General features: G+C 66.0%; 19 protein-coding genes. 6 read left to right on the top strand and 13 right to left on the bottom strand.

The genetic code is table 11. The annotated features are described in order from the left end of the window. The first annotated feature begins 271 nt into the window (after positions 1 to 271). Positions 272 to 613, top strand: coding sequence for a hypothetical protein (locus tag ACM0PB_RS05790; RefSeq protein WP_154351422.1), 342 nt, complete (start codon positions 272 to 274; stop codon positions 611 to 613). A 9-nt stretch (positions 614 to 622) separates the two neighbouring features. Here ACM0PB_RS05790 and ACM0PB_RS05785 read toward each other — a convergent pair whose 3' ends face one another. Then, positions 623 to 1,030, bottom strand: a complete 408-nt coding sequence (locus ACM0PB_RS05785; protein ID WP_065178060.1) for an ExbD/TolR family protein — start codon at positions 1,028 to 1,030, stop codon at positions 623 to 625. 150 nt (positions 1,031 to 1,180) lie between these two features. Between ACM0PB_RS05785 and ACM0PB_RS05780 the strand changes: the two genes are divergently transcribed. Beyond that, the gene (locus ACM0PB_RS05780; RefSeq protein WP_139728147.1) at positions 1,181 to 3,166 is read left to right on the top strand and encodes a transglycosylase SLT domain-containing protein; all 1,986 of its coding nucleotides are present in this window, start codon (positions 1,181 to 1,183) and stop codon (positions 3,164 to 3,166) included. A 192-nt stretch (positions 3,167 to 3,358) separates the two neighbouring features. Further along, a complete protein-coding gene (locus ACM0PB_RS05775) occupies positions 3,359 to 4,591 on the top strand; it encodes a multifunctional CCA addition/repair protein (protein ID WP_065196472.1) in 1,233 nt (410 codons plus the stop codon). Positions 4,592 to 4,813: 222 nt separating this feature from the next. On the opposite strand, the gene ACM0PB_RS05770 is transcribed toward ACM0PB_RS05775, so the two are convergent. From ACM0PB_RS05770 to ACM0PB_RS05745, 6 genes are all read right to left on the bottom strand, one after another. Continuing rightward, positions 4,814 to 5,797: an RHS repeat-associated core domain-containing protein gene (locus tag ACM0PB_RS05770; protein ID WP_081280455.1), complete on the bottom strand. Its 984-nt coding sequence runs from the start codon at positions 5,795 to 5,797 to the stop codon at positions 4,814 to 4,816. A gap of 144 nt (positions 5,798 to 5,941) precedes the next feature. Continuing rightward, entirely contained in the window at positions 5,942 to 6,376 is a 435-nt protein-coding gene (locus ACM0PB_RS05765; RefSeq protein WP_005419309.1) for an SseB family protein, read from the bottom strand. Positions 6,377 to 6,454: 78 nt separating this feature from the next. Next, positions 6,455 to 6,814, bottom strand: a complete 360-nt coding sequence (locus ACM0PB_RS05760) for a helix-turn-helix domain-containing protein (RefSeq protein WP_061479618.1) — start codon at positions 6,812 to 6,814, stop codon at positions 6,455 to 6,457. After that, positions 6,811 to 7,113, bottom strand: coding sequence for a type II toxin-antitoxin system HigB family toxin (locus tag ACM0PB_RS05755; protein ID WP_065178056.1), 303 nt, complete (start codon positions 7,111 to 7,113; stop codon positions 6,811 to 6,813). Before ACM0PB_RS05755 ends, ACM0PB_RS05760 begins: the two co-directional genes overlap by 4 nt. 49 nt (positions 7,114 to 7,162) lie before the next feature. Then, the gene (locus tag ACM0PB_RS05750) at positions 7,163 to 7,501 is read right to left on the bottom strand and encodes a hypothetical protein (protein WP_065178055.1); all 339 of its coding nucleotides are present in this window, start codon (positions 7,499 to 7,501) and stop codon (positions 7,163 to 7,165) included. After that, on the bottom strand, positions 7,498 to 8,541 hold the full coding sequence (locus tag ACM0PB_RS05745; RefSeq protein ID WP_065196474.1) for a S41 family peptidase: 1,044 nt from the start codon (positions 8,539 to 8,541) through the stop codon (positions 7,498 to 7,500). The genes ACM0PB_RS05750 and ACM0PB_RS05745 overlap by 4 nt, the downstream gene beginning before the upstream one ends. A 415-nt stretch (positions 8,542 to 8,956) precedes the next feature. On the opposite strand from ACM0PB_RS05745, the gene ACM0PB_RS05740 reads away from it, so the two are divergent. Then, positions 8,957 to 9,391, top strand: coding sequence for a hypothetical protein (locus ACM0PB_RS05740; RefSeq protein ID WP_065178053.1), 435 nt, complete (start codon positions 8,957 to 8,959; stop codon positions 9,389 to 9,391). A gap of 102 nt (positions 9,392 to 9,493) precedes the next feature. Here ACM0PB_RS05740 and ACM0PB_RS05735 read toward each other — a convergent pair whose 3' ends face one another. The 6 genes from ACM0PB_RS05735 to ACM0PB_RS05710 all read right to left on the bottom strand — a co-directional run bounded on the left by ACM0PB_RS05735 (position 9,494) and on the right by ACM0PB_RS05710 (position 18,469). Next, positions 9,494 to 12,520, bottom strand: coding sequence for an autotransporter family protein (locus ACM0PB_RS05735; protein ID WP_065196475.1), 3,027 nt, complete (start codon positions 12,518 to 12,520; stop codon positions 9,494 to 9,496). Between the two features lie 298 nt (positions 12,521 to 12,818). Continuing rightward, the gene (locus ACM0PB_RS05730) at positions 12,819 to 13,886 is read right to left on the bottom strand and encodes an acyltransferase family protein (RefSeq protein ID WP_065196476.1); all 1,068 of its coding nucleotides are present in this window, start codon (positions 13,884 to 13,886) and stop codon (positions 12,819 to 12,821) included. After that, a complete protein-coding gene (gene nagA, locus ACM0PB_RS05725) occupies positions 13,886 to 15,034 on the bottom strand; it encodes an N-acetylglucosamine-6-phosphate deacetylase (protein ID WP_134956164.1) in 1,149 nt (382 codons plus the stop codon). Before nagA ends, ACM0PB_RS05730 begins: the two co-directional genes overlap by 1 nt. Then, complete coding sequence (locus tag ACM0PB_RS05720) at positions 15,034 to 16,062, bottom strand: SIS domain-containing protein (protein WP_005419331.1); 1,029 nt, start codon at positions 16,060 to 16,062, stop codon at positions 15,034 to 15,036. Before ACM0PB_RS05720 ends, nagA begins: the two co-directional genes overlap by 1 nt. Positions 16,063 to 16,069: 7 nt before the next feature. After that, on the bottom strand, positions 16,070 to 17,137 hold the full coding sequence (locus ACM0PB_RS05715; protein WP_005411045.1) for a LacI family DNA-binding transcriptional regulator: 1,068 nt from the start codon (positions 17,135 to 17,137) through the stop codon (positions 16,070 to 16,072). 39 nt (positions 17,138 to 17,176) lie between these two features. Next, entirely contained in the window at positions 17,177 to 18,469 is a 1,293-nt protein-coding gene (locus ACM0PB_RS05710; RefSeq protein ID WP_005419333.1) for a sugar MFS transporter, read from the bottom strand. Between the two features lie 375 nt (positions 18,470 to 18,844). Between ACM0PB_RS05710 and ACM0PB_RS05705 the strand changes: the two genes are divergently transcribed. Together ACM0PB_RS05705 and ACM0PB_RS05700 are read left to right on the top strand one after the other, a co-directional pair. Then, complete coding sequence (locus ACM0PB_RS05705) at positions 18,845 to 19,861, top strand: glucokinase family protein (protein WP_139727670.1); 1,017 nt, start codon at positions 18,845 to 18,847, stop codon at positions 19,859 to 19,861. Between the two features lie 143 nt (positions 19,862 to 20,004). After that, positions 20,005 to 22,668 carry a TonB-dependent receptor gene (locus tag ACM0PB_RS05700; RefSeq protein WP_134956066.1) on the top strand — a complete coding sequence of 888 codons (2,664 nt, stop codon included), beginning with the start codon at positions 20,005 to 20,007 and terminating at the stop codon, positions 22,666 to 22,668. Positions 22,669 to 22,767 lie beyond the last annotated feature (99 nt).

Below are 22,767 nucleotides of genomic sequence, written 5' to 3'. Positions count from 1 at the left end.
ATCACGGCGTGACGATCGACACTCTTTCACGCGAAATTGACGCAATTGCATGACATTTACGTCAGATGAGTGCCGTTTAGAACCGGACGGTAATGTTCCTCCGCCTTCGCTTTGATGCTGGCCGCGACAGCGCGCGCCGGAAACTGCCGCGCGCATGAAAGTGCCTTTGCCGAACCATTTCAGGAATAGTTTGAAATTCCTTCATTCAGAAGGCCCGGTTGATCGACCCGGTGCAGACTCGCATCTCCAGCCATTCGCGAGAGGATCGATCATGAAAGCACTAACTGCCGTGCCGAGCGTCATGATGGTGATCACGCTGCTTCTTCCTCTGGCAGGTGAATCGAGGGCAGGCGGCGTGATCGAGTGCAACAACTGCCTCTCTCCCAGCGATGCGGCCTCGGCCTCAGGAGAGGGGTTGACGGTTGTGGTGGATTTCGAGAGAGCCGAGTTGACCGCTTTCGACGTTGAACATGACCCTGAGATCGGAAGGTGGCGAGCACATCCGACCCCGGTTCCGGCGCAGATTGAGATGGCTTTTCTGCGGATCCTGGACGCGACACTGTCAGCAGGGCAAGCGCCGCTCATGCAGCAATCACCGCATGAGCGGCAGTGAGGCAACGCTCTATCGCACGAAGGCAATCCGCTCCATACCGGTCGCCTCGGCCGCGGCCAGAATCCTCGCCATGCCTTCGTACTCGGCCGACGGATCGGTGGCGATGCGCAGCTCCGGCAGGTTGCCGACATTTTCGTCCACCTGCGCCTGCAGGCGCGCCTGCAGATCGTCGATGACCATCGGCTGGCCATCCCAGCTCAGCTGGTTCGAGGCATCCAGGCGCAGCTCGATCGGAGGCGGCGGTTCGGGACGGTCGACCACCCGATCGGTGGCCTGCGGCAACTGCACCGCAATCGGCCGGGCCACGATGGGCGCGGTCACAATGAAGATGATCAACAGCACCAGCATCACATCCACCAGTGGCGTGACATTGATGTCCGCCAGCGGGCCGCTTCTTCCTGCGCTACTGAACGCCATGTGCCGCTCCCTGCAGCCGGGCCGTTCGCCCAAGGCCGACGTTACGACGCCTGCAACCCCGTGCGGCAGGGCCTGCGCGGATTCATTCAGCTGTCGTTGCCGACGCCCGGCGTGCACGCAATGCGAAACTGAATTCAGCCATTGCCCGCTATGCTGCCCGCCATGACCCGACGCACTTCGACCGCCCTGTCCCTGCTGCCCTTGGCCACCACGCTGCTGATCGGCTGCGCCAATGCCCAGTCCCTCGATGCCCAGAACGCGCAGCTGAAAGCCGCGATCGCAGCCGCCGAACGCGGCCAGTTCGATCCTGGCCAGGCCGCTGCGCTCAGCCGTCACCCGGCCTATGGCTGGCTGGAGTACGCCAACCTGCGCCGCAACATCGATACCGTCGATACCGCGCAGGCGCAGGCCTTCCTCAAGCGCTACGACGGCCAGGCCGTGGCCACCACCTTCCGCAGCGTGTGGCTGCCCTCGCTCGCACGCCGCCAGGACTGGCCGACCCTGCTGGCAAACTGGGCGCCCACCGAAAACACCGGCCTGCGCTGTGCGCAGCTGACCGCGCGCCAGGTGACGGGCAAGGTCGATCCGCAGTGGATCAGTGAAGCGCAGGATCTGTGGCGCAAGAACGGCAAGTCGCTGCCGGACGGCTGTGATGCCGTTTTTGCCGTGCTGCAGGCACAGGGTGGCCTGAGCGACGCCCTGCGCTGGGAACGCATCGATGCCGCCGCCGATGCCCAGCAACCGGCGGTGATGCGCAGCGCTGCACGCGGCCTGCCTGCCGCCGACCTGGCGCTGGCGAACAATTACGCCGCCTTTGTCGACAAGCCCAATGCCAGCGCCCTGAACTGGCCACGCAACGAGCGCAGCCGGCGCATCGCCACCGATGGCCTGGCCAAGCTGGCCAAGGCCGACCCCGGCGCCACCGAGCAGCAGCTGCCGCAGTACGCCCAGACGCTCGGCCTGAGTGCCGACCAGCAGGGCCAGGTGCTGTACCAGATCGCGCTGTGGACAGTGGCCTCCTATCTGCCCGATTCGGCACGCCGCCTCAACGCGGTGCCGGAGTCGGCCTATGACGAACGCCTGCACGAGTGGCGCGTGCGCGAAGCGATGTCGCGCGGCGACTGGCCGGCGGCGCTGACCGCCATTCGCAAGATGGGCAGCAAGCAGCGCAGCGACCCGCGCTGGCGCTACTTCGAAGGCCGCATGCTGGAGAAGACCGGCCAGGCCCAGCAGGCGCAGCCGCTGTTCCGCGAGGCCGCGCGCGCGCCGACCTTCCACGGCTTCCTCGCCGCCGACAAGCTGCAGCAGGGCTACACCCTGTGCCCGTGGAAGCCGAACGACAGCGCACAGGCACAGGCGGTGATCGCGCGCGACCCGGCCATCCAGCGCGCGATGGCGCTGTACCAGATCGACCGCGCTGGCTGGGCCGTGGCCGAATGGAACAGCGCGCTGTCGCGCTTCGATGACACCCAGCGCCGCCTCGCCGTGCGCGTGGCGCAGGACAATGGCTGGTTCGACCGCGCCGTGTTCGCGCTCGGCAAGCAGCCGCAGGAACAGCGCCTGTACGACCTGCGCTTCCCGCTGCATCACGACGCCACCATCCGCCGCGAATCGGCACGCAACGCGATCGACCCGGCCTGGGTGGCCGCGGAGATCCGCGCCGAGAGTACCTTCACTCCCCGTGCGCGCTCGCCTGCCAATGCCATGGGCCTGATGCAGGTGCTGCCGGCCACCGGTGCCAGCGTGGCCAAGTCGATCGGCCTGACCGGCTACGGCGGCGCCGACAGCCTGTACGACCCGGACACCAACATTGCCATCGGCACCGCCTACCTGCGCCAGCTGATGAACAAGTACGACGGTCTGCCGTACGTGACCATCGCCGCCTACAACGCCGGCCCGACCCCGACCGCACGCTGGCAGGGCCAGCGCCCGGGCTTCGATCCGGACCTGTGGATCGAGACCATCAGCTACAAGGAAACCCGCGAGTACGTCGCCCGCGTGCTGGCCTTCAGCGTGATCTACGACTGGCGCCTCAATGGTGATGCCCTGCCACTGAGCGACCGCCTGATGGGCCGCCTGGTCGACAAGCGCAAGAACTTCAGCTGCGCCGCCAACGCCGAGCAGGGCGGCGATTGACCGCAACACGGTACTGCCGGCTGCTGGCCTCGATCGGAATATGCACCGCCTGGGTGCTGCTTCGGGGTGGCGCGGCCTGCCGTGATGCCTCTGTATTGGTAGTGCCGGCCGCTGGCCCGCAGCCATTCCGAAGCTGCCGGCCAGCGGCCGGCACTACCGGAACATCTGCGCCGGCCGTGCGATCATTCCCCCATGAAGATCTATCTTGTCGGCGGCGCCGTGCGCGACCGCCTGCTGCAGCGCCCTGCCGGCGACCATGACTGGGTGGTGGTTGGCGCCACGCCCGCGCAGATGGAAGCGCAGGGCTACACTGCGGTTGGCCGTGACTTCCCGGTGTTCCTGCACCCGAACACGGGTGAGGAATACGCACTGGCGCGCACCGAGCGCAAATCCGGCCGCGGCTATCGCGGCTTCGTGGTGGATGCTGATCCGGCCGTAACGCTGGAAGAAGACCTGCAGCGCCGCGACTTCACCATCAACGCGATTGCCTGCGACGAAGACACCGGCACGCTGGTCGATCCCTACGGCGGTGTGCGCGATATCGAGCAACGCGTGCTGCGCCATGTCGGTCCTGCGTTCGTCGAAGATCCATTGCGCGTGCTGCGCGCGGCCCGTTTCATGGCGCGCTTCGCACCGCTGGGCTTTACCGTCGCCGAAGAGACCATGGCGCTGATGCGCGAGGTCGCCGCCAGTGGCGAGCTGGACGCGCTGGTGCCGGAGCGCGTCTGGCAGGAACTGCGCAAGGCGCTGGTCAGTGAGCGGCCCTCCGCCTTCCTGCGCACGCTGCACGATGCGCATGCCCTGGGCCCGATCCTGCCCGAGCTGGAAGCGCTGTACGGCGTGCCGCAGCGTGCTGAATTCCACCCGGAAGTCGATACCGGCATCCACCAGGAAATGGTCAGCGACATGGCCGCGAAGCTGGCCCCCGGCGATGACCTGGTCGGCTTCGCCGCGCTCACCCACGACCTCGGCAAGGGCCTGACCCCGCCGGAGGAATGGCCGCGCCACATCATGCACGAGCAGCGCGGCATCAAGCCGCTGAAGGCACTGTGTGCGCGGTTGAAGATTCCAGCCGAGCACCAGCAGCTGGCTGAAGCGGTGTGTCGCGAGCACTTGAACGTGCACCGCATCGACGAACTGCGCGATGCCACCGTGCTGGAACTGCTGGGCCGCTGTGATGCGCTGCGCCGGCCGGAGCGCGTGGCGCGCATCGCACTGTGCTGCGAAGCCGACAAGCGTGGCCGTCTCGGCTTCGAGGACGCCGACTACCCGCAGGGCGAAACGCTCAAGCGACTGCACCAGGCGGCGTTGTCAGTGCAGGCGCGGGATCTGGATACCACCCATCTGAAGGGCCCGGCCATCGGCGAAGCGCTGGCCAAGGCGCGGGTGAAAGCCATCGCCGCCGCCCGCCGAAGCACCTGGTGATGCCGGCTACTGGCCGGCACCTATCACCCGTCTATCGACGACGCTTGCGCGAGAAGTGGTCGACAGCATGAGCACCCAACATGATGGGTTGCATCAAGAGGAACAGCCATCCACCCAGCCGGAGCGTCTCCACCGGATTGAACCGGGTGATGAAGAATGCGACCAGTATGAATACGACTAAAAGCCCAAGCTCGTACACAAGGAGAGATCGATTAAAAAATTTCATCGCTTCAACCTGTCCTCGGCGATTTTCTGTCCGGTTCCAACTGCGGCATCAGCACCGCGTTGGCCCGCATTAGACAATGCACCCTGTACCGCCCCTTGCTTTGCTCCAATTGCGCCGGCACTCGCAGTCGCCTCTGCAATATGTGCACCGATGCCAGCAGGTGAACTCACTGGCGCCTTCATCATATTACTCACCGCCCCTCGAGTAGACGCCTGCGAAAAGTCTCCAGCGAGCTTTCCAATTCCGCTGCCCGCCAAACTGCCAACACTCCCGCCGACAGCCGATAGGCCCAGTTGAGCGCTTGTCACTGGTGTTCCTTCGATTGCGCCCTGTGCAGCCGTACCCGCAACACCAGTCGCGGCACCCACCGTCGCTTGAATTGCTACGACCTGACCGATCGAAATCGTTCCTCTCGCGAGGGCTCCGACAGCCAGCCCGCCAGTGCCACCAGTTATGACGCCAGCAACACCAGCGATCGCCAGCTCCGTCTTGTTGATTGGCTTTCCGGGATTCATGTATTTCTGAATCCCATAATCTACTGCCATGCCACCGGCGGCGCCAAACAGCGCTGGGCAGATCGGACAACGGCCATCAGGATCTTTGAATGTGTAGGGCGAGTTGAATCCATACGCGTAGGCATTGAAATGCCTCCAGTCACCATTCCCGTACATTGTGACTGGATCCACTGACAAGAAACGTCCCAAGTCCGGATCGTAATAGCGCTGTTGCATATAGCTCAGCCCAGTCGCCGAATCACTCACGTGCCCGGCGTAACCGACGCCATCTTCAATGTTAGTTCCAATCGGCGCCCCGTACGGTTCATAGCTATAGCGCTTTGTCACCCGGCCAGTCTCATCTGACTCGGCAACTACTGACCCCAGAGCGTCAGTATGAATATACGTAACAGTATCCGCTTTGGACTCAAGAGCATAAGTTGCAGAGCAAATAGCGACAACAAGACCAATAACCATCGACCGCATTGCTACTCTCTCCTTGACCAGCGTACTTACTCTTGAAACATGAAAACATCACAAATGCCCGCGCTTGCATTCCCCACTTCAATGTCATTCCAGTTGTTAACAGCAGGAAGCAAGGAGGATGCCTCGATTTCTATAGAATCACTCTCAATGCGCCATGCCGCGGGTAATCGCCGCCGCACGCTGCTTCAGCTGGGCCACGGCATCGGGAATCATCTCCATGCCCACGTCCAGGCCCGGGTTCAGGACCAGGCCGACGCCGTCGCCGATACCGGCCAGCAGCGCGTGCACCGCGATCGGCATGGCATGCGCAAACTGCGGCAGCTGCTCGTGCCACAGGCCCGCGCGCTCGGGGGCAGTGAACACCGCGAACATCGGCTCGCCGCTCTCGCTGGTCAGCACCAGCGGCGAGATGCTTTCGTCCCAGGCGCCATCCTCACCAATGGCCTTGTCCAGCAGCACGAACGCCGTCGAAGTCAGCAGGCCGTCGAGGAACTGCGCTGCGGTCAGCGTACCGTCCTGGGCCTGCAGCAGGCGCACCTCGAGGTCGTTGAGGGGTTCGAACGGGGTGTCGTGGTCCATGGTCGGTTCCGGTACGTGGTTGCAGGCTGCAACTTTAACAGGCCGGGAGTGAGGCACGGCAGCGTATCGGTAGGGGCTTCAGCGGCCGATGAGACTTTCTGCGGGAATGCCCAGGTTGCGGTGAAGCTTCCGGATCATTTCAAGAGTCAGACCGCGCTTGCGATTCAACACTTCATAGACACGGTTGAGCTGGCCGATGGAGGGCACCAGATCCTTCACGGTCAGACCGCCCTGCTCCATGCGGAAGCGGATTGCATCGATAGGATCTGGCGGCTCGATCGGGTAGTGCTTCGCTTCGTAGGCTTCAACCAGCGTTACGAGAATTTCAAATCGATCGCCATCCTCGCTGCCCAGCTCCGGCTCGTTGTCGACATAGAACGAAATCTCGCGCAGCGCGTTTTCGTAGTCGCTTTCCGTACGGATGGGATGGATGTTCATAGAAGCTCCACAGTGTCGGCATCGATCCGGTCGTACTCGGCGTGGGTGCCAATGAACTTGATGTAGACCACTTGAAACCTGTAACCCACAGCGACGATGAGCCGGTAGCTGTTGCCCTTTATGTTGAACACCACACGACTATTGGCCACGAAACTTGCGCTTGCGTAACGTTGGCGTACGTCATGCGGTGTGTCCCAGACGGCGTGCCTCACTTCGTCATACCAGGACCTCAGCGCTGCTTCCGAATCAGGGTGACGTTCCCAGAATCGTTTCAGCGTCGCCAAAGCAACCACTTTCATTCGGACATCCTAGTCCCAATATGGGACATAAGCAACCGTTTCATCTTCATCAGCGGCCGATGTATCCGTGCCGCCACAGCCAGCCCAGCGCAGCCAGCCCGGCCACCACCACCAGCATCAACGGCAGGCCGAAGCGGTGCCGCCACGGGATCGGCACCCCACCCAGCTGCTGGTCCATGGCCTCGGTATCCAGCACCCAGCCGTGCTCGCAACGGGTACAGGCCAGTTCGTAGCGGCGCTGGTAGGTGAAGCCGAACAGCAGGTCGATGCGCGCCATTTTGTAGCGCAGCTGCGGGGCGAATTCGGTTTCGGTCTGGCAGCGCAGGCAGTGGTGGGCTTCGGTGGGGCCGACGATCAGCACCCGTTCCTGTTGGCCGATCAGGATCATGACCGGGTGCCTTGGCAGGCGGGCTGGGCCAGCAGCCAGGCTTGGGCGGCGGCCACGGTGGCGGCGTCCCCCTTGACGCGCTGGTCGGGCTCGATCTTCAAGCCATCACCACGATCATTGCGGTCCCGCATCACGCTGGTGGTCAACAGCAGGCGACTGCCATCGGCAAGCGTGTGCACGACATTGCCAGTGGAGAGACCCGCAGTAGGCTGACCGAAACTCCGCGTCTGCAGACGACCACGCCACGCCAGCACCGAGGCCTCGCCCGAACTGCCGGTGCGCGGCCCGAACAGCACCGCCACCGGCGCGCCGGGCTGCCGCAGCACATAGCCGGACTGGCCGAAGTCCAGCACCGACTTGCCTGCACGCTGTACAGCGGTCGCGGTCAACGTCCAGCGCTCCGGCCCCTGTGCGGCTTCGAACGCTCCCACATCTTCGTTGTTCACCACCGAGGTGCGCAGCAACGGTGCCATGCCCAGCAGCATCGGCCACATGTTGCCACCGCTGTTGTCACGCAGGTCGACGATCCAGCCACAGCGCATGCCGTCGTCCTTGCTACGGATTACCTGCTGCCACCGCGCGGCGCGCTGGATGTCCTGGCGGAATTTCTCCTGCGGCGTCGCGCCGGGCATAGGGGCATAGCCCTCGATGACCACCCAGCCGATGCGCGCATCCACCGCATCGACGGCCTTGGCCCGGTCCACGGCGGCGGCACCGGCCTGCTGCGCGCGCACAAGGGATTCACGCTGGCGCTGGGTCGTGGTCCATGCACCATGGTGGCCGGTGCTGAGCGCAATGGCTTCGCGCAGAACGGCCAGCCGTTGCGCGGGATCGCCCTGCGCCGATTGCAGGCGGATGCGGATGGCGGGCCAGTCCACCCGATCGCGATACAGCGCCTGGCGTTCAAGCAGGCTGAGGATCTCGGCCAGGGTCTCCGGCGAGGGCACCTCGACCGTGCTTGGCGTATCGGCCATGGCGCCGGTCGCCAGCAACACGAACATCAGCGTGCCGATGCGACGCACTCCCTTGCGAACCTGCATGCGACGCTTCCTTGTCGTTGAGTCAGGACCGCAGCATAACCGGGGCATGATCGCTTGCGCCACGCGCGAACTGTCGTATCCGGCCCGGTCGCGGGTTGCAGCAAGGCGGCTTGCGTGCAGTCACCACATTGCAACTTTGCCCATGTCATCGCGGCGCACAACGCGCCAAGGTGGCCTCCGTCGGCGCTTCCTGCGCTGACCGGGATTGGCGTCCTGAATGAAGCTTTTCACGAGCGGGCTTGCAACGTCGTTGCCGGCCCGAACAATGCACCGTCCGTCGTTCTGCGGCGGGCGGTGCGTGGGGATCCCCGGATCCGCCGGCGTCATTCCTCGTGAAGAGCTTCACCGGCACGCCAACCCGCACCGCCCGCCACCTTGCATCCCGCAGGTGGCCTTGCCTTGTGAGGTTGCTGCCATGAACTCGCCCTACCCCACCTATCCACGCCTGCAAGCTCTGCTCGGCGCTGCCCTGCCCGGCCTGCAGCTGTCCACTACGGCCGCCGAAGCGCTGGAAGATGCGCTCACCGAAGCCCACGAACAGGCGCCGCCGTCGGCGTTCTTCGCCCGGTTGCGCGGCATCGCACACAGCCACGGAGCCGACGGCCAGGCGTGGCGCGAGCGGCAACTCAGCGAGGCACGCGGTCGGGAACTGGCCGAGGCGACGCGCTGTCTTGCCGCATTGTCCGCCTGCGGTGGTGTGTTGCTGGCCGCACAATCGGCGCGCGACATGGATGACGCGCAGGCACAGTGTCCACCGCAGGTGGAGGAAGGGTTGCTACATGCGGTGGTGGTGTTGGCCGATCGTGCCGGGGCGCTGGTGGAACCGGATGCTTGCGCACCGCTGTTGTAGAGCCGAGCCTATGCTCGGCTGCGCGGAGGTCATGGCGCCGGTGGGATTCGTGCCGACCAAGGTCGGCACCTACCAGAGCGGGTCGGACATCTGCACCGCGCGCTACCAGTCCGCGCGCAGGCCGATGTTGCCTTCGATGACGCGGCGCTTCTCGTTGCGGTCGCCGCCCAGCTCCCGCGTGTAGTCAGCCACGGCATAGGCGCTGATGGTGCGGTTGAAGCGCCCTACCACACCTACACCGGCTTCGAGCGCGCGCGAGCGCTGCGAATTGACGATCACGTCGCCGTCGAAACGGATGCGGTCTTCGCCGGAACGCCCGTGCCAGTAGTTGAGCTTGAAATACGGCTGCCAGCCGTTGTCGGCCAGCTGGTAATCGCCGGCCAAACGCAGGCCCACACGGCCGGTCCAGGCGTTGTCGTTGTCGAAGCGCACGCTCGATACTTCATCGCGACGGTCATCCAGCGAAGTGCGCTGCCAGATCACCTGCACCTGCGGTTCCAGCCACCATGCGGACTGCCCGACGTGCAGCAGCGGCTTGCCGGCCTCCACCGACACGCTGGTGCCGTCGCCGCTCAGGCCGAAGCCGAGCCCGCGCGAGGAACGCACGCGGCCGTCGTAGCGGCTCTGCATCGCCACGGCGTCGATGTAGCCACCGCTGCTGTCGGTGAACGTCCAGTACAGGCCCACGTGCTTGTCGTCCAGGCGGTTCTGGCCCACCTGTACGTTCTCCCAGCCCAGTGCCAGGCCGGTGGTCTTGCCCTGCGCGCGGGTGCGGCCGACGAACACGCCGATCTGGTTGCGGTGGTTGTCCGACGCCGCGGCCCACACGTCGAGGCCGGCCTGCAGGCCCATTACATCGCCATCAAAGCCGGGCTGCGCATCGCCCTTCCAATGGATCTCGCTGCTCTGCCCCACCAGGCGGCCCCAGGCGGTGCGGAATGCGCCCTGGTTGTACAGCAGGCGCTGTTCGCCCTGCCGCTCGTGGAAGGTACCGAGGCTGGCCAGCGAGGTCTCGCGCAGCAGCGGCGGCACCACGGCATAGGCGGCGGTTTCCACGCGGTACAGCGGTACCACCGCGCCTTCGGCCGGGCGTGCACCCGGCGTCGGCGGTGCACCGGTACCGGGCAATGCACCGCCGGCCATGGGCACATCCGGCACGGCCGGATCGCTGGGTGGCGCCACCGGCGCGGGTTCCGGTGGCGGTGGTGGCGGCGCGGTCTCGCCCGCGGTCAGGTCCGGATCGGTGGCGCCTTCGGGCGGCGGTGGCGGCGCCGGGGTAATGGGAGGCGGTGGTGCCACCGGCGGCGTCGGCGGCGGCGGGGTGGCACTGCCACCACCGTTGGGTGCCGGCGTCGGCCCGCTCACCAGCGTCGAACGCAGGTACCAGTTCTCGCTGGTACCGGCACTGACACCGCCCTTGAACAGGAAGTACTCGTAGGCACCGGCCGCGACCGGTGCGAACAGCGAGAACGCGCCCGGCGCGGTGCGGCCACCATTCAAGGCCTGCACCACCAGGATGCCATCGGCCAGCGTGGCCGCGCCGCTGCCACCGGCATTCAGCACGCCGATGCCGGTGGTTCCGGTGGCGGTACCGCCATCGATCACCAAGCGATCGCTGGGTGAGTTGTCCGCGCCCAGCACGGTGCGCAGGTACAGGCCACCACCGTCACCGCGGTAGTTGCCACGCACGGTGAACACGTCGCCGGCGCCGGTACCGGTCAGGTCGATGCGCCCGGCATTGACCATCTCCACCAGTACAGCACTGTTGAACGGGCGGATGGCATGGCCGCCACTGCCCGCGTAGACGGTGCTGGTGTCGTCCACCGTGAGCGTACCGGTGCCGGTTGCGCTGTCGCCCAGCACCAGGTCGCCATCGAAGCTCAGCTCCGTGCTGTTGGCCAGGCTGATCGCCTCCCAGTTCTGGAAGCGGCCCACGCCTGCGGTCTTGACGTTGCTCAGGTTGAGCTGGTCGATGCCACTGCCCCCGTCGAACAGCGGCACCGCACCCAGGTTGCCCTGGTTGAGGTTGCTGAGGTTGGCCACGTCGTTGTCCGGGCCCATGTCGATCGCACCGTAGACGATGCCACCGCCGTTCCAGTTGAAGGTGTCATCGCCGGTGCTGAGCAGTACCTGCCCTCGCACGGTGCCGTCGGTGATGGTCACGCTGTCGTTGCCGCCGCTGACGCTGATGTTGCCGCCGATGTAGGCCGTGCCCGAAATGATGATGGTGTCGGTGTCGAAGCCGGTCACCACGTTGCCATCCACGGTGCCGCCGGACTGGTCCCACAGGTTCTTGTCCAGCTTCATGTTGACGCGGCCGATGCGGCCAGCGGTCATCCAGGCTTGGTCGCCATCCTCGAACGCGCCGATGATGCGACCACCGCTCATGCGGAAGGTATCGATGTTGTCGCCCTGCTGCAGCGCGCCGATCGTGCCGCCACTCATGACGAAATCATCGCGGCCACTGCCCTGCGCTACCAGGCCGGTGACGGTGCCGCCGGTGACGGTCATCTGGTCATCGCCACTGCCCTGGTCGACGCTGTCGATGGTGCCATTGCCCAGCAGCAGCACGTCGTTGCCATCCCCTTGCAGGACACCGCCGCTGATGCTGCCGGCCTGCATGTCCAGGCGGTCGTTGCCTGAATCGAACTGTACGCCGGTACGCCCACTGATCGTTCCGCGGTTGACCAGCACGCTGTCGCCCGCACCGACGAACTGCAGCGCGGTGTTGTTGCCGGTGCTGATGCTGCCCGAATTCTCGACACGGCTGCCGCCACCGAGCTGGACCGCCACGCCCCCCACCGAACTGATCGCGCCCTGGTTGGTCAACAAGTGACCACTTGCACCGACCAGGGTAACGGCCGACGCCCCACCGCTCTGCTGCAACTGGGCACCGCTGGCGACGTTGACGGTGATGCCCGCTTCGCCGCTGGCCGAGATGGGCACCGTCTGCGGATTCGGCGCGTTGGCGTCGCAGGTGACCGTCTGGCCGGCGACCGGAGCGACGGTGCTGCAGCCGGCCCAGGCGGCGCTGGCGGTCAACAGCACCATGGACGGGACTGCCAGTGCCTGAAGCATGGAAACGGTGAGGCGGCGCGGACGGAAAGCGCGCGGGACGGCACGGGTCATACAGTCCTCCTGGACAGGGAATCAGGAACTGCAAATGCACGCTGCTGCGTGTGCAGTCTGCCGTCATGTGAACCGTTTCGATAGGTGAACTTGCGTGCGGGAAATCACACTTCGGATATGAAATCGCCGGGCCCTCACGCCAATGTGATGTGGCTGAAATCGTTCATTTTTCCGGCATCCGGAATCACGCGCAAAGCATCCACGCATGGCGTGGATCTACTGATCCTGCATCGCCAATCGATTCAATCGTGGCACCTGGTAGATCCACGCCATGCGTGGATGGCGTTGGCGGATGGGGTCAGATCTTCAGGTAGATCTTCCGCCGGTCCAGCCACCATGCCACGCCCCACCAGAGTGCGACGAACGCCAGCGCCTGCAGCATCGATGCCAGCTCGAGCGCCTGCGGCATCGCGGCGGCCAGCTGCTGCCAGATCCAGCTCCAGGCACCGCTGGCCATCAACGCCACCGACATCACCGAGGCCCCCAGATACGCGGTGATCGCATTGACGCCGAAGCGCCGGCCCAGCGCCGGCCATCCCTTCAGGTCTATCAGCACGTGGCCCAGCCACAGCGCCAGCGCGGCCAGGCCACCGGTCCACAGCACGTAACTGGGCGTCCACAGCTGCTTGTTCAACGGCAGCACCCCGGCCAGCAACAGGCCCAGCACGGCGGTCGCCACGGCCAGCCCGGCCAGTGCCGTCGAACGCCCGCTGCGCAGCAGGCCACCGGCCAACAGGCCGAGCACGGTACTGGCCAGTGCACCCAGCGTGCTCAGCAATCCTTCCGGGTCATGGCCGAGGCGGGTATCGGCATGCCATTGATAGATCCACGGTGCGAACAGCGTGGTGTCCAGGCGGCTGGCCGGGTTGGTCCACGGCGCCAGGTCACCGACGCCCAGCAGCAGCACCGTGTACCCCACCAACAGTCCAACAAGCATGCCGGCCTGCACGCGCGGCCGCGCGTAGACCGCCAGCACGCCCACCAACGCCGCACACACCGCGATGCGTTGCAGCACGCCCCAGATGCGGAAGTGATGGGTATCCAACGCCCACCAGATCAGCAGGTGCAGCAGCGCACCGGCCACCAGGATGCGCAGCGCGCGCTCCAGCACACCGCGCGCCAGTGCAGGACGCGCAGCGGCATCCAGCGCGCGCGGTGCCACGCTGAAGGCCATCGACACGCCCACCAGGAACAGGAAGAACGGGAACACCAGATCGGTAGGCGTGCAGCCATGCCATTCCGAATGGCGCAGCGGCGCGAACACTGCACTCCAGTCGCCTGGATTGTTGACCAGCAGCATCGCCGCCACGGTGATGCCGCGCAGGGCATCGATCGAGCCCAGACGGCGTGGCGGCGTACTGTTCATCAGGCGGCCTCGTACTGTCCGGCAATCCAGGTGCCACGTACCTGCAGGGCGTCATCCAGCAGCACCAGGTCGGCCTGGTAGCCCTCGGCGATGTGGCCCAGGCGGTCGTCGACATTGAGGAACTGCGCCGGGTAGGTCGAAGCCATGCGCGCGGCTTCGGCCAGCGGCTGGCCGAGCAGCTGCACGGTGTTGCGCACCGCCGTGGCCATGTCCAGCGCCGAGCCCGCCAGCGAACCGGCGGCATTGCGCACCACGCCGTCGATGGCGGTGATGGTTTCGCCGTACAGCACGTAGCTGGGATCGTCGGCACCGACCGGCGGCATCGCATCGGTCACCAGCAGCAGGCGACCGCGCGGCTTGGCCGCCAGCGCCACCCGCAGGCTGGCCGGATGCACATGCACGCCATCGACGATGATGCCGATCCAGCTGTCGCGGTCTTCCAGCGCAGCGCCCACCGCGCCAGGCTCGCGGCCCTGCAGCGGTGACATCGCGTTGTACAGGTGGGTGAAGCCACGCACGCCGGCATCCAGGCCGGCGCGGATCTCTTCGTAGGTGCCTGCGGTGTGGCCGGCGGCCACGATCACGCCACGTTCGACCAGCGCGCGGATGGTCTCCAGCGGCACGCGCTCCGGTGCCAGGGTCAGCAGGGTCACCCCGTTGTCCAGCGACGCGGCCAGCGCGATCTCTTCTTCGTCCGGCACGCGGAACTTGCTGGCATCGTGCGTGCCCTTGCGCGTCGGCGCGATGTAGGGCCCTTCGAGATGGATGCCGATCACGCCCGGCACGCCCTGCGCGATCGCCTCGCGCATCGCACCGATGGCTTCGCGCATCACCGCCACGTCATCGCTGATCAGCGTGGGCAGCATCGCGGTGGTACCGAAGCGGCGGTGAGCCTGCGCGATGGTACGCAGCGAGGCAACATCGGGCGTGTTGTTGAACAACGCGCCGCCACCGCCATTGACCTGCACGTCGATGAAGCCGGGCAGCAGCCAGCCGCCGCCCAGGTCCACCTGCTCGGCAGCATGGCCAAGCTGTGGTGCGGCGTCGGGCAACAGAGCGGTGATCTGCCCGTTTTCGATCACCACCGCCAGGTCATCGCGGAAATCATCGCCGGCGAGAATGCGGGCGTTGCGCAGCACCGTTGCCATCACACCGTCTCCGTAACCTTGTTCAGATGCGGCGGCAGATCCGGGTTGAAGCCACGACGCAGCGCCAGCGCATTGATCGCGCGGTAGAAGCTCTGCACGGTCAGCAGCGGTGCGCACAGCGGGTGCGGTGCGGCCGCCACCGGCAGGTTGCCGCCGGCCCCGGCCAGCCACACCTGCGCGCCCCGTGCAGAAAATTCCTCGACCACCGCGCGGGTGCCGGCGCCGGTTTCGTCGGGCTGGGCGAAGGCCAGCACCGGGAAGCCGCGGTCGACCAGCGCCATCGGGCCATGCTTCACTTCGGCCGAGCTGTAGGCTTCGGCGTGCAGGCTGCAGGTTTCCTTGAACTTCAGCGCCGCTTCCTGCGCCGCGCCCAAGCCCAGGCCACGGCCGAGCACGAACAGGTTGGTGGCCTCGACCAGGCCTTCGGTCACCGCACTCCAGTCGCACTGCCAGGCTTCACGCATCGCGTCCGGCAGCAGGTCCAGCGCGTTGCGCAGGCTGCTGTCCTGCTTCCAGTAGGCGGCCAGCTGCAGCAGTGCAGCCAGCGAGGCCAGGTAGCTCTTGGTCGCCGCCACGCTCTTTTCGGCACCGGCATGCAGCGGAATGACCGTGTCGGCCAGCTGCGCCAGCGGCGAATCCTCGACGTTGACCAGCGCGATCACGCGTGCGCCAGCGGCCTTGGCCGCCTCGGCGTTGCGCAGCAGGTCCGGGCTCTTGCCCGACTGCGAAATGACGATGAACAGCGCACCGCGCAGCTGCAGCGGTGCGGCATAGACCGACCCCACCGACGGCGAGGCCGACGCAACCACCAGGCCCAGCTGGGTTTCCAGCAGGTACTTGCCGTAGGTGGCGGCATGGTCGGAGCTGCCGCGTGCACAGGTGACCACGAACGGCGGCGGCGCCGCGCGCAGGCTGGCGGCCAGGGTTTCCAGGGTGGCGTGGTTGCGCGAGAACTGGCGGGCAACCACGTCGGCCGCTTCGGCGGCCTCGGCGAACATCAGGGTGGACGTGGGGTCTGACAGCGACATGGCGGGCTCAGGCAGGATCGGAAGGAAGGGGGCGTGCGCCGGCCGGGCGCATCGGCGCGGTCGAGCCGCGCACCACCAGCTGCGGCACGAAGCCCTGGTTGTGCAGCGGTGCCGGCGCATCGTCGTAGGCGTCGCTGCGCAGTTGTGCGATCAGCAGGCGCGCGGCGTGGCGGGCGATGTCCTCGGTGGCCTGCTTGGCGGTGGTCAGCGGTGGCCACGACTGGCGCGAGAACGGGCTGTCCTCGAAACCGGCGATGGACAGGTCGTAGGGCACGTTCATGCCGGCCGACTTGGCGGCGGCCAGCACGCCGGCAGCGATTTCGTCGTTGGAACCGAAGATGGCGGTGGGCGGTTCGCGCAGCGCCAGCAGGCGGCGCGCCCCACGGAAACCATCGTCGAAGGTGTAATCGCCCTGCACCACCAGGTGCTTGTCCACGGTCATGCCGTAGTCCTTCAGCGCCGCTTCGTAGCCGGCATAGCGTTCGCCCGAGGAGCGGTGCGAGCTGCCGCCCCAGAGGAAACCGATGCGCTGGTGACCGAGCTGGATCAGGTGCTCGGTGATCTCGTAGGCCGCCTCGCGGTCGTCGACGAACACGCAGGCGCCGTCGGCCGGGTCTTCGGTGGCGGCGATGATGCGCACCAGCTTGATGCCACGCGCGGTCAGCGCCTGGATCAGGTCTCGGCGCTCGGACATCGGTGCGGTCAACACCAGCCCGGCCAGCCGCGAGCGCTGCACCCAGTCGGCCAGTTCATCGGCCAGCAACGGCGAGCTCGAATCACAGGGATGGATCTGCAGGCCGAAACCGGTCTCGCGGCACGCGGCCAGCACGCCGTTCTGCACGCCGATGATGTGGTACGGGTTCGGGTTGTCGTAGACCAGCCCGATCACGAAGGTAGTGCCGCTGCGCAGGTTGCGCGCGGACGGATCGGGCTCGTAGTCGAGCTCGGCGATGGCACGCAGCACCCGCGCACGGGTGGCCTGCATCACCGAGGGCTCATTGTTGATCACCCGCGAGACCGTCTTCAGCGAGACCTTGGCCTTCTCCGCAACGTCCTTGATGGTCGCTCTGCGCATGGGTTTTCCCTGGGGTTGGCTGCAGTCCATCATCGCCGATCAGGCCTTGTCCTGCGGCAGGCCGGCACGATGGCCGATCACCGAGTAGAACAGGATGTACAGGTAGCACGGCACCATCAGCAGCACGAACACCAGCTGGAAGTCGATGTGCTGCTTGAGCACGGCGAACAGCTGCGGAATGATCGCGCCGCCGGCGATGCCCATCACCAGCAGGGCCGAGCCGGTCTCGGTGAAGCGGCCCAGGCCGCGGATCGCCAGCGGGAAGATGGCCGGCCACATCATGGCGTTGGCGAAGCCCAGCAGGGCCACGAAGGCCACCGAGACGTAGCCGTGGGTGGCCCAGGCGCCCAGGCAGAACACCACGCCCATCACTGCCGAAATGGTCAGGTAGCGCGACTGCGAGACCAGGCCGGGGATCGCCAGCAGGCCGACCACGTAGCCGGCCAACATCGCACCCAGCGTCAGCGAGGTGAACATCTTGGTCTGGTCCAGCGGCAAGCCGAAACCGTGACCGTAGGTTCCGATCGCATCACCGGCCATGACTTCCACGCCTACGTACACGAACAGGCACAGCACGCCCAGCCACAGATGCGGGAACTGGAAGATGCTGCGGCGCTCGGCCGTTCCCGGTGCACCTGACGGCGTTGCATTGGCTTCGGAGGACTTGATCTCCGGCAGAGGCGAGAACAGCACGGCCACCGCCAGCACCACCAGCAGCGCGGCCATCGCCAGGTACGGCGCATGGATCTTGGCGGCGAATTCGTTGAGCAGCGCGACCTTGGTGACCGCGTCGGCGGCCTGCACCTGCTTGTCCAGATCGCCGATGCCGTGCAGCACCAGGGTGCCGATCAGCACCGGCGCCAGCATGCCGGCGATCTTGTTGCAGATGCCCATCAGCGCGATGCGGCGTGCCGCCGTTTCAATCGGGCCGAGGATCGAGATGTAGGGGTTGATCGCGGTCTGCAGCAGGGCGAGGCCGCTGCCGATCACGAACAGACCGCCGAGCGCGCCCGGGTACCAGCGCTGGGTGGCGAATTCACCGAACAGCGCGGCCCCCCCGGCCATCACCAGCAGGCTCAGGCTCAGGCCCTTCTTCATGCCGGTGCGGCGAAGGATCCAGGACGCCGGCAGGGCCAGGAAGAAATAGGACAGGTAGAACACCATCAGCACCAGGAAGGCACCGACCTCGCTGAGTTCGAAGGCCAACTTGACGAAGGTGATCAGCGGGCCGTTGAGCCAGGTGAAGAAGCCGATCAGGAAGAACAACACGCCAACGATGGCGATGGAGGTGGCCACGTTCGGGCGCGCGCTTGCAGCGGGGACGGCGGACATCAGGAGGGCTCCTGCGGCGACGGCCGCAGAACGCGGCGTCGGAGAGTGGCTGGGAACAACGTTGTCACATTCTTTCGATGGACAACGGCGGTTTGTCAACTTCCATGCACGCCTGCCTGAACCTCGTGCTGCACTGCGCAAGTCCGCCGCGGTACGCCCCGCTGAATGCGCGGCAGGCCTAGAGCCCCGTGCACCAATGGTTCCCACGTGAAACCCGCACTCACACCGTGTAAACGTTTACTGCGCGCCGCATTCGTTGCGACGCAGCAACGAAAGTGTCACGAACTCGTTGACATCGTTGTCAGCGCGGTTACAGACTCCGCCCCAATCGCCGCCCCCGATCCCCGGGCCGGCCCACCTGCAGCAGGAGCCCGCGTGATCGCCAGCCACCCCGCCCCGTCGCATGTCCTGTCCCGCGTCGCGCCCTCGTTCCTGGCCGCCGACGTCGGTGGCACCCATGTGCGCGTGGCCCGGGTCCAGGCCAGCGGTGACGCCACCCATCCGGTGCAGGTGCTGGAGTACCGCAAGTACCGCAATGCCGACCATGCCGGCCTCAGCGCGATCCTGTCCGACTTCCTGGGCGAAGGCCCGCGGCCCACGCATTGCGTGGTCGCCAGCGCCGGCTATGCCCGCGAAGACGGCACGGTGATCACCGCCAACCTGCCGTGGCCGCTGTCGGCGCGCCAGGTGGAAGCCGAGGTCGGCCTGCAGCGGGTCTACATCGTCAACGATTTCGAAGCGGTGGCCTACGCCGCCGCGCAGGTGGACGCCAGTGGCGTGTTGCACCTGTGCGGGCCGGAGACCGCCGCGCGTGGCCCGACCCTGGTGGTCGGCCCCGGCACCGGCCTCGGTGCAGCGCTGTGGATCCCCACCGCGCACGGCCCGGTGGTCCTGCCCACCGAAGCCGGCCAGCCGACCCTGGCGGCCAGCACCGAACTGGAAATGGCCATCGTCCGCCACATGCAGCGCGACCGCGCGCACGTGTCGATCGAGCATGCGATCTCCGGCCCCGGCCTGATGAACCTGTACCGTGCGGTGTGCGCGCTGCAGGGGCAGGCGCCGACCCTGGCAAGCCCCGACGCAGTCACCGCTGCGGCCATGGCCGATACCGATGCGCATGCGCGCCAGGCGCTGGATGTGTTCTGTGGCCTGCTCGGCAGCACCATCGGCGACATGGCGCTGTTCTACGGCGCCCACGGTGGTGTCTACCTGGCCGGCGGCATCCTGCCGCAGATCCGCGAATACCTGCACGCCAGCACCTTCGTCGAACGCTACCTGCAGAAGGGGCCGATGGGCGAAGCGCTGGCACGCATCCCGGTAAAGGTCGTCGAGCACGGCCAGCTGGGCGTGGTTGGCGCTGCCAGCTGGTACCTGCAGCAGTCGGCCGCCTGACACCGCAACAGGCTTCAACGCAATCGCAGCACGCAGTACGTGGCACGCCAACGCACGGGACTTCGCCGCCGCCCCGCGCATGTCATCGCAACCGTAACCGAACACCGCCGCCGGCACCCAATCGAGTGATGAGGAGAGACATCATGAACACCCGCAAGACCCTGCTTTCGGCCGCCATCGTCAGCTGCATCGCCTTCAGTGCGCACGCGCAGCAGGCGGCCCCGACCGCCACCGATCTGGACACCGTGACCGTTACCGGCATCCGTGGCTCGATGGAGAAGTCGCTGGACACCAAGCGCGAAGCCAATGCGCGCGTGGAAGTGGTCACCGCCGAAGACGTGGGCAAGCTGCCCGCGCACAACGTTGCCGATACCCTGCAGCGCCTGCCCGGCGTGAACATCAGCTCGTCCAGCGCCGACGAAGGTGGCTTCGATGAAGCCGACCGTGTCAGCCTGCGCGGCACCAGCCCGAGCCTGACCCAGACCCTGATCAACGGCCACACCGTCGGCTCGGCCGACTGGTTCGTGCTCAGCCAGGGCAACAACGTCGGCCGCAGCGTCAGCTACTCGCTGCTGCCGTCGGAACTGGTCAGCTCGGTGGAAGTGAACAAGTCCTCGCAGGCCAAGCTGCAGGACGGCGGTACCACCGGTACCGTCAACATCATCACCCGCAAGCCGCTGGAGTTCTCCAAGCCGTTCACCGCGGAAGGCTCGATCGGCATGGTGCGCTCGGACCAGGCCAAGTCGAACGACCCGCAGTACTCGGCACTGTTCAACTACAAGAACGAGGAAGGCACCTTCGGCGTGATGGTGCAGGGCTTCAGCCAGAAGCGCGAGCTGCGCCGTGAAGCACAGGAAATCCCGGGCGGCTTCTTCAAGATCGGCGCCGGCGATCCGGTCGCCAAGACCAATCCGGACCTGATCGGCGTCAATGTGCCGGGCCTGCTGGGTTCGACCCTGTTTGAGCAGACCCGCGAGCGCAAGGGCGGCCTGGTCTCGTTGCAGTTCAAGCCGAGCGACAGCCTCACCCTGGGCCTGAATGGTTTCAGCTCCGAGCTGAAGGCCAACAACTACAACCGCAACTTCATGATGTTCGGCAACAGCTTCGCCAAGTCGCAGGCGCCGGATCCGGGCTATGTGGTCAAGGACGGCGTGCTGACCAACGCCAGCTACAGGGGCGTGCCGGGCACCGACTATGCGGTGTACGACATGATCTACCGCGAGTCGAAGGCCAAGTCGAGCTATGTCACCTTCGATGCCGACTGGCAGATCAGCGACAGCCTGACCGCCACGTTCCAGGCCGGCAGCACCAAGGGCACCGGTGAGACGCCGCGCCAGTACATCGCCGAGGTCACCCTGGCCAACGGCGGCGGCGCCAGCTGGGCCACCCACGGCAATGGCTCGCCGATCGACTGGAACGTCGGCGGCGACCTCTCGCCCAACGGCGTGACCAGCTTCGGCACCTGGGGCAACCAGCAGGTCACCGCCGAAGACAAGGAGAAGTGGGCCACGCTCGACTTCAACCAGTACTTCAACGATGGCGGCGTACTGAGCTCGATCGACTTCGGCCTGCGTTTCGCCGACCACAAGCGCGAAGCGCTGTCGCCGGAAGGTGCAACCCCGGGTGACATCTGGAGCGCGCTGAAGAACGGTGCCACGGCCAACTACCCCAGCGGCTTTGCCGGCGACATCGGCGGCACCTTCCCGCGCAACCTCTGGTACTTCACCCCGGGCGCGCTGAAGGACGCGGTGACCAACAATTCCACCTGGCTGGCCGGCAATGATGGCCCGACCGGTCGCCACAACTATGGCGCCGAGTGGAAGGTGAAGGAAAAGAACTTCGCCGGCTACGTGCAGGCCAATTTCCGCGGCGACTGGTGGAGCGGCAACGTCGGCCTGCGCTACGTCAACATCAAGCAGGACATCGACACCTACAACGCCGTCAGCAAGGCCGCCGATGCCGATGTCAGCAGCCTGTTCGGCATGTGGGAGCGCCTGGCCTTCCAGAACAAGCGCAACCGTGTCCTGCCCAGCGCCAACATCAAGTTCGACCTGGACGACTCGCTGGTGCTGCGTGTCGCCGCCTCGCAGACCCAGACCCTGCCGGACTACTCGGCACTGGGCGCGTCCTCGTACGGCTCGGACCTGAACCGCACCGGCGGCGGCGGCAATCCGAACCTCAAGCCGACCCTGTCGACCAACCTGGATGCCAACCTGGAGTGGTACTTCATGCCGCGCGGCCTGCTGTCGGTGGGTGCGTACCACATGAAGCTGAAGGACTACATCGCCTTCGACGTGGTCTCGCGCCAGCTCTACAGCGAACTGACCAACCAGCTTGAGACCTACCAGATCTCCACCCCGATCAATGCCGACGGCAAGGTCACCGGCGTGGAAGTGGCCTACGAGCAGCCGATCGGCGAGTACTTCGGCATCAATGCCAACTACACCTACGCCAACGGCACCACCTCGCACACCTGGTCGGATGGTTCGCACAACCTGCTGGGCACCTCGAAGAACACCTACAACGTGGGTGCCTACTTCGAGAACGAGCGTTTTGGCGCCCGGGTCAGCTACACCCGCCGTTCCTCGTTCCTGATCAGCCTGTCGGGCACCAACCCGTATTACCAGGATGATTTCGGCACGCTGTCGGCATCGCTGAGCTACAAGGCCACCGATTGGCTGAGCATCAGCCTGGATGGCCTGAACCTCAACAACCCGACCTACAAGTACTACCAGACCGCGGCCATCCCGACCTCGTTCTACAGCAACGGTCGCCAGTACTACCTCAACTTCCGCTTCAAGTACTGATCCAGCGGCAGCAACATCGCCGAGTCGTGCACGCACGCCGGGCCTGGGTCATTCCGGGCCCGGCGTTTTTCATGTATAGCGTTCATCGCACCGTTCCAA

Source organism: Stenotrophomonas sp. AR029, from assembly GCF_047520695.2.
GTDB lineage: Bacteria > Pseudomonadota > Gammaproteobacteria > Xanthomonadales > Xanthomonadaceae > Stenotrophomonas > Stenotrophomonas sepilia.
Note: the sequence above shows the minus strand (reverse complement) of the source record. Positions and strands in the feature narration are given on the sequence as shown.

Bases quoted from the DNA above. Each gene is read 5' to 3' on its own strand.
- ACM0PB_RS05790 (WP_154351422.1), top strand. From the start codon at position 272: ATGAAAGCACTAACTGCCGTGCCGAGCGTCATGATGGTGATCACGCTG.
- ACM0PB_RS05785 (WP_065178060.1), bottom strand. From the start codon at position 1,030: ATGGCGTTCAGTAGCGCAGGAAGAAGCGGCCCGCTGGCGGACATCAAT.
- ACM0PB_RS05780 (WP_139728147.1), top strand. From the start codon at position 1,181: ATGCTGCCCGCCATGACCCGACGCACTTCGACCGCCCTGTCCCTGCTG.
- ACM0PB_RS05775 (WP_065196472.1), top strand. From the start codon at position 3,359: ATGAAGATCTATCTTGTCGGCGGCGCCGTGCGCGACCGCCTGCTGCAG.
- ACM0PB_RS05770 (WP_081280455.1), bottom strand. From the start codon at position 5,797: ATGCGGTCGATGGTTATTGGTCTTGTTGTCGCTATTTGCTCTGCAACT.
- ACM0PB_RS05765 (WP_005419309.1), bottom strand. From the start codon at position 6,376: ATGGACCACGACACCCCGTTCGAACCCCTCAACGACCTCGAGGTGCGC.
- ACM0PB_RS05760 (WP_061479618.1), bottom strand. From the start codon at position 6,814: ATGAACATCCATCCCATCCGTACGGAAAGCGACTACGAAAACGCGCTG.
- ACM0PB_RS05755 (WP_065178056.1), bottom strand. From the start codon at position 7,113: ATGAAAGTGGTTGCTTTGGCGACGCTGAAACGATTCTGGGAACGTCAC.
- ACM0PB_RS05750 (WP_065178055.1), bottom strand. From the start codon at position 7,501: ATGATCCTGATCGGCCAACAGGAACGGGTGCTGATCGTCGGCCCCACC.
- ACM0PB_RS05745 (WP_065196474.1), bottom strand. From the start codon at position 8,541: ATGCAGGTTCGCAAGGGAGTGCGTCGCATCGGCACGCTGATGTTCGTG.
- ACM0PB_RS05740 (WP_065178053.1), top strand. From the start codon at position 8,957: ATGAACTCGCCCTACCCCACCTATCCACGCCTGCAAGCTCTGCTCGGC.
- ACM0PB_RS05735 (WP_065196475.1), bottom strand. From the start codon at position 12,520: ATGACCCGTGCCGTCCCGCGCGCTTTCCGTCCGCGCCGCCTCACCGTT.
- ACM0PB_RS05730 (WP_065196476.1), bottom strand. From the start codon at position 13,886: ATGAACAGTACGCCGCCACGCCGTCTGGGCTCGATCGATGCCCTGCGC.
- nagA (WP_134956164.1), bottom strand. From the start codon at position 15,034: ATGGCAACGGTGCTGCGCAACGCCCGCATTCTCGCCGGCGATGATTTC.
- ACM0PB_RS05720 (WP_005419331.1), bottom strand. From the start codon at position 16,062: ATGTCGCTGTCAGACCCCACGTCCACCCTGATGTTCGCCGAGGCCGCC.
- ACM0PB_RS05715 (WP_005411045.1), bottom strand. From the start codon at position 17,137: ATGCGCAGAGCGACCATCAAGGACGTTGCGGAGAAGGCCAAGGTCTCG.
- ACM0PB_RS05710 (WP_005419333.1), bottom strand. From the start codon at position 18,469: ATGTCCGCCGTCCCCGCTGCAAGCGCGCGCCCGAACGTGGCCACCTCC.
- ACM0PB_RS05700 (WP_134956066.1), top strand. From the start codon at position 20,005: ATGAACACCCGCAAGACCCTGCTTTCGGCCGCCATCGTCAGCTGCATC.